Annotated in this window: 10 protein-coding genes; 9 read left to right on the top strand and 1 reads right to left on the bottom strand. The window is 56.6% G+C overall.

Annotated features, from left to right (window positions below):
- Positions 1-3 precede the first annotated feature (3 nt).
- The gene (mfd, locus tag MARHY_RS06550; protein ID WP_014421079.1) at positions 4-3,525 is read right to left on the bottom strand and encodes a transcription-repair coupling factor; all 3,522 of its coding nucleotides are present in this window, start codon (positions 3,523-3,525) and stop codon (positions 4-6) included.
- Between the two features lie 237 nt (positions 3,526-3,762).
- Between mfd and MARHY_RS06555 the strand changes: the two genes are divergently transcribed.
- The 9 genes from MARHY_RS06555 to nqrM all read left to right on the top strand — a co-directional run bounded on the left by MARHY_RS06555 (position 3,763) and on the right by nqrM (position 12,699).
- Positions 3,763-5,166: a glyceraldehyde-3-phosphate dehydrogenase gene (locus tag MARHY_RS06555; RefSeq protein ID WP_370258753.1), complete on the top strand. Its 1,404-nt coding sequence runs from the start codon at positions 3,763-3,765 to the stop codon at positions 5,164-5,166.
- Positions 5,167-5,489: 323 nt separating this feature from the next.
- Positions 5,490-6,836 (top strand): Na(+)-translocating NADH-quinone reductase subunit A, encoded by a 1,347-nt coding sequence (locus tag MARHY_RS06560; protein ID WP_014421081.1) that lies wholly within the window; start codon positions 5,490-5,492, stop codon positions 6,834-6,836.
- A gap of 4 nt (positions 6,837-6,840) precedes the next feature.
- Positions 6,841-8,049: an NADH:ubiquinone reductase (Na(+)-transporting) subunit B gene (locus MARHY_RS06565; RefSeq protein WP_011785404.1), complete on the top strand. Its 1,209-nt coding sequence runs from the start codon at positions 6,841-6,843 to the stop codon at positions 8,047-8,049.
- A complete protein-coding gene (locus MARHY_RS06570; RefSeq protein WP_014421082.1) occupies positions 8,042-8,845 on the top strand; it encodes a Na(+)-translocating NADH-quinone reductase subunit C in 804 nt (267 codons plus the stop codon). Before MARHY_RS06565 ends, MARHY_RS06570 begins: the two co-directional genes overlap by 8 nt.
- 2 nt (positions 8,846-8,847) lie before the next feature.
- Positions 8,848-9,513 carry an NADH:ubiquinone reductase (Na(+)-transporting) subunit D gene (locus MARHY_RS06575; RefSeq protein ID WP_014421083.1) on the top strand — a complete coding sequence of 222 codons (666 nt, stop codon included), beginning with the start codon at positions 8,848-8,850 and terminating at the stop codon, positions 9,511-9,513.
- Entirely contained in the window at positions 9,513-10,121 is a 609-nt protein-coding gene (gene nqrE / locus MARHY_RS06580; RefSeq protein WP_011785401.1) for an NADH:ubiquinone reductase (Na(+)-transporting) subunit E, read from the top strand. The genes MARHY_RS06575 and nqrE overlap by 1 nt, the downstream gene beginning before the upstream one ends.
- 37 nt (positions 10,122-10,158) lie before the next feature.
- A complete protein-coding gene (gene nqrF, locus MARHY_RS06585) occupies positions 10,159-11,385 on the top strand; it encodes an NADH:ubiquinone reductase (Na(+)-transporting) subunit F (protein WP_014421084.1) in 1,227 nt (408 codons plus the stop codon).
- A 9-nt stretch (positions 11,386-11,394) separates the two neighbouring features.
- Positions 11,395-12,444: an FAD:protein FMN transferase gene (locus MARHY_RS06590; RefSeq protein ID WP_014421085.1), complete on the top strand. Its 1,050-nt coding sequence runs from the start codon at positions 11,395-11,397 to the stop codon at positions 12,442-12,444.
- A gap of 12 nt (positions 12,445-12,456) precedes the next feature.
- Positions 12,457-12,699: a (Na+)-NQR maturation NqrM gene (nqrM, locus tag MARHY_RS06595; protein WP_014421086.1), complete on the top strand. Its 243-nt coding sequence runs from the start codon at positions 12,457-12,459 to the stop codon at positions 12,697-12,699.
- Positions 12,700-12,732: the final 33 nt, after the last annotated feature.

The following is a 12,732-nucleotide window of genomic DNA, read 5'->3' on the forward strand; positions in this document are numbered from 1 at the left end:
TTATCACGATGCCTTTGCCGGGGCCTTGTCGGGCGCCAGTTCTTCGAGCATCGCTGCGATGGCGTCGAGTTTACCATCGGTTGAGTCATCATTCAGCCGGAAGCGAAAGCTGTTGGCGCCTTCGAGCCGGTATCGATCTGGAGCGGATTGCACTTTTTTAACCAGTTCGAGAGGGTCGACCGGTGTCGTTGCCCCGAACTCAAGCCGCACCCATTCCTTGCCGGCATCCACTTTCACGATGCCCAGAGTCTCTGCCTGCAAACGTAGCTGTGCCTGGCGCATGAGGTTCTTGGCCGGGGCTGGTAATAATCCGAAGCGGTCAATCATCTCAACCTGAAGTTCTTTTAATGCCTCACGATCCTTCACGCTGGCAATACGCTTGTACAGCATCAGGCGGTTGTGGACATCTGGCAGGTAGTCGTCGGGAATCAGGGCCGGAATGCGCAGGTTCATTTCGGTGCCATGGCTGAGAGGCAGCTCGGCGTTGGGCGTGCGGCCGTCGCGAATCGCTTTTACGGCTTCGTCCAGCAGCTGCATGTAGAGGGTAAAGCCGATGCTTTCGATCTGACCGCTCTGTTCTTCACCCAGCAGCTCGCCAGCGCCCCGGATTTCCAGGTCGTGGGTGGCCAGCATGAAGCCTGCGCCCAGGTCCTGGGATTCGGAAATCGCATCCAGTCGCTTCCTGGCATCGGCGGAAATGGCCTTTGGCGGTGGTGTCAGCAGATAGGCGTACGCCTGGTGATGAGACCTGCCCACGCGACCCCGAAGCTGGTGCAGCTGCGCCAGGCCAAATTTGTCTGCCCGTTCAATAATAATGGTGTTGGCGCTGGGGATGTCGATGCCGGTTTCCACAATAGTGGTGCACACCAGTACGTTGAAACGCTTGTGGTAGAAATCCGACATGATCTGTTCCAGCTGGCGCTCGCGCATCTGGCCGTGTGCCACACCCACCCGCGCCTCGGGGATCAGTTTGCGCAGATCTTCCGCGGTTTTCTCGATGGTGGCGACATCGTTGTGCAGGAAATAGACCTGACCGCCCCGCAGGATTTCCCGCAGAATCGCTTCTTTCACCATGGCGTCGTCGTGCTGGCGCACAAAGGTTTTCACCGACAGTCGGCGGGCTGGTGGGGTGGCGATAATGGACAGGTCGCGCAGGTGGCCCATGGCCATGTTCAGGGTTCTGGGAATCGGTGTGGCGGTGAGGGTCAGCATATCCACCTCGGCCCGCAGGGATTTCAGTTTTTCCTTCTGCTGAACGCCAAACCGGTGTTCTTCGTCGATAATCACCAGCCCCAGATTCTTGAAGTTGATATCGCCTTGCAGAAGCTTGTGGGTGCCAATGACGATATCTGCCTTGCCTTCCTCTATGGCGGTGATGGCCTTGCTGGTCTGGCTGCCGCTGCGGAACCGACTCAGAAGCTCTACAGTTACCGGCGTATCCGAGAACCGGTCACGGAACGACTCGTAATGTTGCTGGGCCAGAAGAGTAGTGGGTACTAGCACGGCCACCTGTTTGCCAGACCATGTGGCCAGAAAAGCTGCGCGCATGGCGACTTCGGTTTTACCGAAGCCGACATCGCCGCATACCAGCCGGTCCATCGGGCGTTCGCTCGTCATATCCTCGAACACCGATTCGATGGCCACCTGTTGGTCCGGCGTCTCCTCAAACGGGAAGCCGGCAGCAAAGGCCCGATAGGCCTCTTTCGGGTCCTCAAACTGGAAGCCTTTCCGGGCTTCCCGGCGGGCGTAAACATCCAGCAGTTCTGCGGCGGTGTCGCGGATTTTTTCCAGCGCTTTTTGCTTGGCGTTGCTCCAGCGTTCTGTTCCGAGCTTGTGGAGCGGTGCGTGTTCCTCATCGGTGCCGGCGTAACGGGAAATCAGGTGCAGGCTGGACACCGGTACATAGAGTTTGGAGCCGCCGGCGTATTCCAGGGTCAGGAATTCGTCGGATTGGCCGCCGGCGGTGAGTGTCTCCAGCCCCTTGTAGCGCCCTACGCCATGGTCGATATGCACGACCGGTGCGCCAATTCTCAGTTCAGACAGGTCCCGGTAGCCGGCATCGTCGGTTTCGGTTGGTTTCTGGCGCCGGCGACGCTGCAGCACCCGCTCGCCAAACAACGCCGTTTCGGTAATCAGTGCCAGATTCTGGCCGGGCAACACCATGCCCTGTTCCAGTGGGGCAATGGTGATGGCCAGAGTGGTGCTCTCGTTTTCGAGGAATTCCGACCAGCTCTGCACGGTTGCCAGCTTGAGCTTGTGATCGGCCAGGTTGTCAATCAGCGCCTCCCGGCGCCCGGACGATTCAGCACAGATCAGGATGCGCCCGTGGAACTCCTGAATGAACCGTTTGAGACGCCCTGCCGGATCAGCGGCGCGCCCGTCCATGGCGACATCCGGGAGAGATTCGGTACCGCAGTTGCTGGCGCCCGCGCCGTCTTCGGCCTGACTGCTGCAGGTAATGCGGGGGTAGTGTTTGAGTTGCCCGAACACTTCATCCGGCTGCAGAAACAGCTCGGAGGGGGGCAGAATAGGGCGCAGGCGATCGTGACGGCGGTCTTCGTAACGGGCCCGGGTTTCCGCATCAAAGGCATTGACGGCATCATTGAGACCGTTGGCGGTGAATACCAGGGTGCTGCCCGGCAGATAATCAAACAGCGTGGCGGTTTCATCGAAAAACAGTGGAAGATAGTACTCAATGCCAGGCGGTGTGATGCCGTGGGTAACATCCTGGTAAACCGGCGCGTCTTTGTCGGCATTGGGGAAATATTCAAACCAGCGATTGCGAAAGCCTGAGCGGGCTTCCTTGTGCCAGGGAAATTCGTTGGCTGGCAGAAGTTCGATGCGTTCGGTTTTATCGATGGATCTCTGGGTTTCCGGGTCAAAGGTCCGGAGGGTTTCGATTTCGTCATCGAACAGATCAATGCGGTAGGGCAGGTTAGAGCCCATGGGGTAAATGTCGAGGATGGCCCCCCGTACCGCATACTCGCCGTGTTCATACACGTTGTCGGTATGATGATAACCGGCTGCCTCCAGTTGCATTCGCCAGCTGTCGATATCCAGGGTCTGGCCCACTTCCAGCAGCAGGGTATTACCCTGCAGATAGCTCGGGGGGGCAAGCCGGTGCATCAGGGTGCGTGCCGGTACTACCAGAATGCCGTGGCGTGTGCCGGGTAACCGGTGCAGGGAGCGAATCCGCCTCGAGGTAATGTCCTGGTGTGGCGAAAACAGATCGTAGGGCAGTGTTTCCCAGTCGGGGAGCGACAAAAGCTCAATGCCATCGGAGGAAACGGTGGCGCCGTCTTCATCCGTGGGCAGCCCCAGGAAAAACCGGATGGATTGCTCCAGCTGGATGGCTTCGCTGGTACTTTGGGTGATGACCAGTGTCAGACCTTTGTGGGCGCGGGCGCTCTCGCAGATGGCCAGGGCGTCGGCACAGCCATTCAGTTGCCCCCATTTTCTGTGGTCGGCGGCCTTTTCAGGGGCAGCGGGGGCGATAAGCGGGGCGTGGGCCTGGCCTTTGGTCATGGGGCAAGCGTTCTCCTGAATAAATGCATCATTTGCCGGGGCGGCGCTATTCTATCGCCCGGTTGTGACAGTGTCATGGTCGGGGCAGACAAACGGCTATTTGCCGTATCGCCTTTTAAGTTGGATAATGTGCGCCCCAAATTATTTCCAGTGCTATACGAGGTTCCAACCGTGAGTCACGAACAGATCAACCAGCACCTGTCCAACTGGACTGACCGGGAGTCTACCGCAGAAGCGATGATCCCGTTGATCGGCCGCCTGTACCGTAAAAACAACGTTGTTACGTCCGTATACGGCCGTGCGATCATCAACCAGTCTGTTATCGATATCATCCGCGCCCATCGTTTTGTGCGTCAGGTTGAGGACAGCGAGCTGTCTGTTCACGATACGCTGCCCATTCTCGAGGCGATGGACAAGCTGGAGCTTGGCCGCGCTCACGTGGATATTGGCAAGCTGGCGGTCAAATTCAAGGCAGAGGGCGGTGACCTCACCGAGTTCCTGAAAAAGGAAATCGGCCCGGTGGTTGGCAAGTACGCCGAAGAGGCGGCCAAGGATGCCAAGGAAGAAACGAAGGATGTGGTGCTTTACGGCTTTGGCCGGATCGGCCGACTGCTGGCGCGTATCCTGGTTGAAAAAGCCGGTGGCGGCAACAACCTGCGCCTGCGTGCGATCGTTGTTCGCCAGGGTGGTGCTGACAACGATCTGGAAAAGCGTGCCAGCCTGCTGCGTCGTGACTCCGTGCATGGTCCTTTCGATGGCACCATCACGGTCGATGCCGAGAACTCTGCGCTGATCGCCAACGGCAACTTTATCAAGGTGATCTACTCCGATGGCCCGGACAAGGTGGACTACACCGAGTACGGCATCAACAACGCCATCGTGGTCGACAATACCGGTAAGTGGCGCGATGAAGCGGGTCTGGGCCTGCATCTGAAGTCCAAGGGTGTCAGTCGAGTGATTCTGACTGCGCCGGGCAAGGGCGATATCAAGAACATCGTTTATGGCATCAACAACGACTGGATCACCGACGAAGACAAGATCCTGTCTGCTGCTTCCTGTACCACCAACGCCATCACTCCGGTACTGAAGGCCATCAATGACGAGTACGGTATTGAGGATGGTCACGTTGAAACCGTTCACTCCTACACCAACGACCAGAACCTGATCGACAACTACCACAAGGGCAGTCGTCGTGGCCGCAGCGCCCCGTTGAACATGGTTATTACCGAAACCGGCGCGGCCAAAGCTGTTGCCAAAGCACTGCCGGAGCTGAAAGGCAAGCTGAGCGGTAATGCGATCCGGGTGCCGACACCGAATGTGTCCATGGCGATCCTGAATCTGAACCTGAAAAGCGATGTGGATGCCGAGCAGGTAAACGAATATCTGCGCGATATGGCGCTTCACTCCGAGCTGCAGAAGCAGATCGACTTCGTGAACTCTCCGGAAGTGGTTTCCACCGATTTCGTGGGCTCCCGCCATGCCGGTATCGTCGATGCCCAGGCTACCATCGCCAATGGCAAGCGTTTGATCCTGTACGTGTGGTACGACAACGAATTCGGCTACAGCGCCCAGGTTGTGCGTTGTGTGAACCAGATGGCCGGCGTAACTTATCCGATCTTCCCGAAGCGCGCCCGCGACTAAAGTCGTAGGCCGGTCTCGGCAGTTGATTGACAGAAAGCCCCGGTAGCGCCAGCTGCCGGGGTTTTTTGTTACTTTGGCCGTACAAAACCATTTTTGTTACCGGTGGAAATAGGTTTCCTTAATCTCTATAATTGGCGCGATTTTGGGTATGTCTGGCACCCCGTTTCTCATCTTTTCCTGCGTCAAATGGCAAACAGCAGCAACTGCTATGGCATTTGAACCTCAAGGTGCAGCCGTTCGGCGCAATCCGGACAGGAAACCAGGGCCGCAGGGGCCGGGCGTTACAAATCCACAGAATAGTTTCTGATGATTGGATGAGGCTAATGATCAAGATCAAAAAAGGCCTGGATCTTCCCATCAGCGGCGCTCCCGAACAGACCATTACTGACGGCAAGCCGGTTCGCCACGTGGCGCTCATCGGTTTTGACTATCACGGCATGAAGCCGACGATGGCTGTGAAAGAGGGAGACCGTGTCAAGCGCGGTACGCTGCTGTTCACGGACAAGAAGACCGAAGGCGTTCGTTATACTTCCCCCGCTGCAGGCGTGGTGAAAGAAATCAATCGCGGTGAGCGTCGCGTTTTCCAGTCTGTCGTGATCGAAATTGATGGCGACGATGCGGAAACCTATGCCCGCTACAGCGATTCCGACCTCGCCGGCCTGGAACGCCAGCAGGTGGTTGATAACCTGGTAGAGTCTGGCCTGTGGACAGCTTTCCGTACGCGCCCCTACAGCAAGGTTCCTGAAATCGATTCTGCGCCGAATTCGATTTTTGTATCCGTTATGGACACCAATCCGCTGGCGGCAGATCCCACCGTTATCATTGGCGAAAATAGCAAGGCTTTTGAAAAGGGCCTGACTATTATCTCTCGCCTGACCAACGGCAAAGTGTTTGTGACTGGCAAGCCCGGCTCTAACGTTGCCGTGCCCAAGGCTGACAATATTGAAGTGCATCAGTTTGATGGCGTGCATCCGGCAGGCAATGTCGGTACCCATATCCATCACCTGGATCCGGTGTCGGCCAGCAAGACTGTCTGGTCTATCAACTACCAGGATGTGATCGATATCGCCAAGCTGTTTGAAACCGGTGAAGTGCCGGTCGAGCGCATTGTTGCTATTGGTGGCCCCAAAGCTGTGAAGCCGCGCCTGGTCCGTACCCGTCTGGGTGCCAGCCTGCCGGAACTTCTGGACGGGGAGGTTGCCACAGACTGTGAAGTCCGTGCCATCTCCGGTTCCGTGTTCGGTGGCCGTCGTGGTGATGGCCCCTGTGCCTACCTGGGGCGGTTCGCCAACCAGATTACTGTTCTGGAAGAACACAGCAAACGCGAGTTCATGGGCTGGTTGTCGCCGGGTCCCAACAAGTTCTCCGTGCTGAACATCTACCTGTCCAAGCTCAATCCCGGCAAGCTGTTCAACTTCACGACCACGACCAACGGTAGTGAGCGTGCGATGGTGCCGGTGGGTGCCTATGAACAGGTGATGCCTCTGGATATTCTGCCAACGCAGCTGCTGCGCTCTCTGATTGTGGGCGACACTGAAATGGCACAGAAACTGGGTGCCCTGGAGCTGGACGAAGAAGATCTGGCGCTGTGCACCTTCGTGTGCCCCGGCAAATATGAATACGGTCCGATTCTCCGTGAGAACCTGACCCGAATCGAGATCGAGGGCTAATACGATGGCAATCCGACAGTTTCTCGATGGAATCGAGCACCACTTTGAAAAAGGCGGCAAGTACGAGCGCTGGTACGCACTGTACGAAGCCGTTGATACCATTTTCTATTCGCCTGCGAGCGTGACCAAAACCACCGCTCATGTGCGTGACGGCATAGACCTCAAGCGCATCATGATCACGGTGTGGCTGTGTACGTTCCCGGCCATGTTCTTCGGCATGTGGAACATTGGCTTCCAGGCCAACAACTTCCTGGCTTCCAACCCGGATGCGATGATTGCCGACGGTGGACTGCGTGAGGCATTCATTACCGCACTGGCGGTAACCGGAGCCGGCGCTGGCTTGTGGGATAACTTCGTGTATGGCATGGCTTATTTCGTGCCCATTTACGCGGTTACCTTTATTGTAGGTGGCTTCTGGGAAGTCCTGTTCGCGACCGTGCGCAAGCACGAAGTGAACGAAGGTTTCTTCGTCACTTCCGTTCTGTTCGCGCTGATCTGCCCGCCGACTATCCCGCTCTGGCAGGTGGCGCTGGGTATCACCTTCGGTGTGGTTATCGGTAAGGAAGTGTTCGGCGGTACCGGCAAGAACTTCCTGAACCCGGCACTGACCGGCCGTGCTTTCCTGTACTTCGCTTATCCGGCACAGATCTCTGGCGATACCGTCTGGACGGCGGTAGACGGCTTCAGTGGCGCTACGGCCCTGAGCTGGGCTGCCTCTGGTGGCCTCGAAGCACTGGAAGCCCAGATTGGCTGGATGAACGCTTTTGTGGGCACCATTCAGGGCTCCATGGGTGAAACTTCCACTATCGCCATTCTGATTGGTGGTCTGATCCTGCTGGCCATGAAGATCGCCTCCTACCGGATTGTCGGTGGTGTGCTGATCGGCATGATCGGTATGTCGCTGCTGCTGAATCTTATCGGTTCAGAAACCAATCCGATGTTCGGCGTACCGGCACACTGGCACCTGGTTATGGGCGGCTTTGCCTTCGGTATGATGTTCATGGCAACGGATCCGGTATCTGCCGCCATGACCAACACCGGTCGCTGGTGCTTCGGCATCCTGGTGGGCGTGATGACGGTGCTGATCCGTGTGATCAACCCGGCCTTCCCGGAAGGCATCATGCTGGCGATCCTGTTCGCTAACCTGTTTGCGCCGCTGATGGACCACTACGTGGTTCAGGCCAACATCAAACGGAGGCTTGCTCGTGGCTAAAGCAAAAGATACCGTCTCCAGAACCCTGATGGTGGCGTTGGTACTGAGTATTGTGTTCTCGGTTGTGGTTTCCACGGCTGCGGTCATGCTCCGTCCCGCGCAGATCCAGAACCAGAATCTGGACATCAAAACCAACATCCTTTCTGCCGCCGGCATGCTTGAGCCAGGCTCAACCGCGCAGGACATTGAAGAGACGTTTGCACGCTTCGATGTCCGCCTGGTCGACCTGGACAAGGGCGATTTTGTAGAGCCGTCTGTTGTGGGTGTTCAGGATCCCATGAAGTACGACATGTACAAGGCTGCTTCCGATCCGGAGATGTCGACCAACATCCCGTCGTCTGAAGACAAAGCTGGCATCAAGCGTCGTCCGAACGTTGCCAAGGTCTACACCCTGAGCGAGAACGGCGAGCTGGTTCGTGTGGTGCTTCCGATTCACGGCTACGGTCTGTGGTCCACCCTGTACGGCTTCGTTTCCCTTGAAGGTGACCTCAACACTATTGAGGGTTTGGGTTTCTACGCCCACGCGGAAACGCCGGGCCTGGGTGGTGAAGTTGATAACCCGCGCTGGAAACAGCAGTGGGTAGGCAAGGAACTCTACAGTGACGATCCGACCGAACCCCAGATCCGTCTGGTGAAAGGTGGGGTCAGCGCCGATGCCAAGGACAAGGAACACAAGATTGACGCGCTCTCTGGTGCCACACTGACCAGTCGTGGTGTCGAGCAGCTCGTGAACTACTGGATGGGTGAGCGCGGCTTCGCCCCGTTCCTGAAAAAACTTCGTGAAGGGGAGGTCTGATCATGGCAGGCTCAACAGCCAAACAGGTTCTCTTCGAACCAATCTTCAGTAACAACCCGATCGCCCTTCAGATCCTTGGTATCTGTTCGGCGCTGGCGGTAACCACCAGCATGAGCGTGAGTATCGTCATGTGTCTGGCGGTTACAGCCGTTACCGCGTTTTCCAACCTGGCGGTCTCTCTGGTAAGAACCCAGATTCCGGGAAGCATCCGGATCATCGTGCAGATGACCATCATTGCTTCCCTGGTCATCGTGGTAGACCAGATCCTCAAGGCCTATGCCTATGAAATCTCCAAACAGCTGTCGGTATTCGTTGGTCTGATCATCACCAACTGTATCGTTATGGGCCGCGCGGAAGGTTTCGCCATGACCAATCCGCCGCTGATGAGCTTCCTGGATGGTATCGGTAACGGTCTGGGTTATTCGGTTATTCTGCTGTTCGTGGCGTTCTTCCGTGAGCTGCTGGGTGCCGGTTCGCTGTTCGGTGTAAGCCTGATGCCTGTCGTTAACGAAGGCGGCTGGTACGTACCGAATGGCCTGCTGCTGCTGCCGCCGAGTGCGTTCTTCATCATCGGCCTGGCAATCTGGGGCCTGCGTACCTGGAAGCCGGAGCAAGTAGAAGAGCCTGACTACAAGCTGTCTCGCCATACCGTCAAGGAGGCCTTCTGATGGAACACTATCTGAGCCTCCTGCTTAAGGCGATCTTTGTTGAAAACATGGCATTGGCGTTCTTCCTGGGGATGTGTACCTTCCTCGCCATCTCCAAGAAGATCGAAGCGGCGACTGGTCTGGGTATCGCCGTTGTGGTGGTACTGACGGTCACCGTACCGGTGAATAACCTGCTTTATAACACCATCCTGCGTGAAGGTGCCCTGGACTGGGCCGGTCTGCCGAATGTGGACCTGAGCTTCCTGGGGCTGCTGACATACATCGGTGTTATCGCCGCGATCGTACAGATCATGGAAATGGTGCTGGATAAATACATTCCGGCCCTGTACGCGGCGCTGGGTGTGTTCCTGCCGCTGATTACGGTTAACTGCGCCATCCTTGGTGCGTCACTGTTCATGGTTGAGCGTGACTACACCTTTGGCGAGAGTCTGGTGTATGGCTTCGGCGCTGGCGTTGGCTGGGCTCTGGCCATCATTGCTCTGGCGGGTATCCGTGAAAAGCTCAAGTACAGCGATGTTCCGAACGGACTGCGTGGCCTTGGCATCACCTTCATTACCGTTGGTCTGATGTCACTGGGTTTCATGTCGTTCTCAGGCATCTCCCTGTAATTCACCCGGTGATTCGGTTTAACGAAAAGGCGAGACCATGAATACAGAAATTATTCTCGGCGTGGTCATGTTCACCGTTATCGTTCTGGCGCTGGTTGCGGTTATCCTCGCAGCCCGCTCCAAGCTGGTAAGCACCGGTGACGTGACCATTGAGATCAACGACGACCCCGAGCACACGCTCAAGACCGCCGCGGGCGGCAAGCTGCTGGGTACTCTGGCCAATAGCGGCATCTACCTGTCCTCTGCTTGTGGCGGTGGCGGTACCTGTGCCCAGTGCAAGTGCAAGGTTCTGGACGGCGGTGGCGCCATGCTGCCCACGGAAAAGACCCACTTCACCAACCGCGAAGAAAAAGAAGGCTGGCGTCTGTCCTGCCAGGTTCCTGTGAAGCAGGACATGAAGATCGAAGTGCCTGAAGAGTTCTTCGGTGTGAAGAAGTGGGAATGTGAGGTTATCTCCAACCACAACGTGGCCACCTTCATCAAGGAACTGGTACTGAAGCTGCCGGAAGGCGAGGAAGTTGACTTCCGCGCCGGCGGTTACGTGCAGCTGGAGTGTCCTCCGTATGAAATTCCGTTCAAGGATTTCAACATCGAGGAAGAGTTCCACGAAGACTGGGACAAGCACGATATCTGGCGCTACAAGGGCGTGAACAAGGAAGAAACCATCCGGGCCTACTCCATGGCGAACTACCCGGAAGAAAAAGGTCTTCTCAAGTTCAACATCCGTATTGCCACGCCACCTCCTGGTACCGACCATCCGCCGGGTATCATGTCCACTTACGTGTTCAACCTGAAGCCGGGCGACAAGGTTACCGTGATGGGACCGTTTGGTGAGTTCTTCGCCAAGGATACCGATGCAGAAATGGTATTCATCGGTGGTGGTGCCGGTATGGCGCCGATGCGTTCTCACATCTTCGACCAGCTCAAACGCCTGAACTCCAAGCGCAAGATCAGCTTCTGGTACGGTGCGCGTAGCGTACGCGAAATGTTCTACGTGGAAGACTTCGACGGTCTGGCTGCAGAGAACGACAACTTCGAGTGGCACGTGGCGCTTTCAGACCCCCTGCCAACCGATGACTGGAACGGCCCTACGGGCTTTATCCACAACGTGTTGTACGAAAACTATCTGAAGGACCATCCGGCTCCGGAAGACTGTGAGTTCTACATGTGTGGACCCCCAATCATGAACGCGTCTGTGATCAAGATGTTGAAAGATCTTGGTGTAGAGGACGAGAACATCATGCTGGATGACTTCGGAGGTTAATCAGACCGCATGACATCCCGCATGTTCCGACCCGCCAGGGTAGCCGTGGTCAGCGTCTTTATGGCGCTGGCTCTGGCCACCCTGGCGGGTTGTTCGTTTCAGGAAGAAGAAAAAGTCTGGGAGATCTCTGGCGGGATTTTCGGGACGACCTATCACATTAACGTCGTATTGCCAGAAGATGAGCAACGGCTTCAGACTCTGGCCAAGGGCATCGAGAGCACGCTGGATCAGGTGGACAATGCCATGTCGACCTGGAAGCCGGATTCCGAGCTGTCTCAGCTGAACAGTCTGCGGGACCAGTCTGAGTGGATTGAGCTTTCGCCGGCATTGTTCGAGGTTATCCGGCGGTCAGTCGAGATTGCTGAACTTACGGGTGGGGCGTTCGACGTGACCATTGGCCCGGTAGTGAATCTCTGGGGGTTTGGGCCCAAGGCGCGGCCTGAACAGATACCCTCCGACGATGAACTGAACACCGTACTTGGTGGCACCGGTTGGGAGCACCTGGAGTTCGATGAATTGGCCAGTGCCATTCGCAGCGAGAAGCCCCAGTACATTGATTTGTCGGGTATTGCCAAGGGCTATGGCGTGGATGCGGTGGCCCGTTACCTCGACAGTGAAGGTGTTGGCGCTTACCTTGTGGAAGTGGGCGGCGAAGTGCGTACCAATGGACGCAAGCCGGACGGTACCGCCTGGCGTCTGGCTATTGAGCAACCGATAGAGCAGGGCCGGGCAGTAAATAGTGTGGTGGCGCTGGATGCTCAGGCCATGGCCACGTCCGGCGATTATCGTAACTATTACGAATCGAACGGCCAGCGGTACTCCCATACAATAGACCCTGAGACGGGAAAGCCGATTGGTCATCGACTGGCATCGGTTACGGTTATTGCAGATGACTGTATGACGGCAGATGCTTTGGCAACCGGCTTTAATGTGATGGGTTTTGACAAGGCCATGGGCCTGGCAACCCGTGAAAACATTCCCGCATTTTTTATTGTGAGGGGAGACAACGGCTTTGAAACCCATCAGACACCGGCGTTCTCGTCTTACCTTGTCCAGTAAAGGAGGGCAGTAATGGGTACCTTTCTTTTGGTGTTGTTTATTGTGGTGCTGCTGATTGCCGGTATGTCGATCGGTGTGATTTTCGGTCGAAAGCCGATCAGCGGAACCTGCGGTGGTATTGGCGCTCTGGGAATCAGTACTTCCTGTGAGATTTGCGGTGGCAATACCCAGAAATGCGAAGAGAGCCGGAGCGGCTCGGATGAGCCAGTAAAAGCGGAAGACCTGGCATACGATGCCACCAAGGCCGAAAAATAACCGCTCCCGGCCAACAATACATTAATAACTATA

The sequence above is a fragment of the Marinobacter nauticus ATCC 49840 genome, from assembly GCF_000284615.1.
GTDB lineage: Bacteria > Pseudomonadota > Gammaproteobacteria > Pseudomonadales > Oleiphilaceae > Marinobacter > Marinobacter nauticus.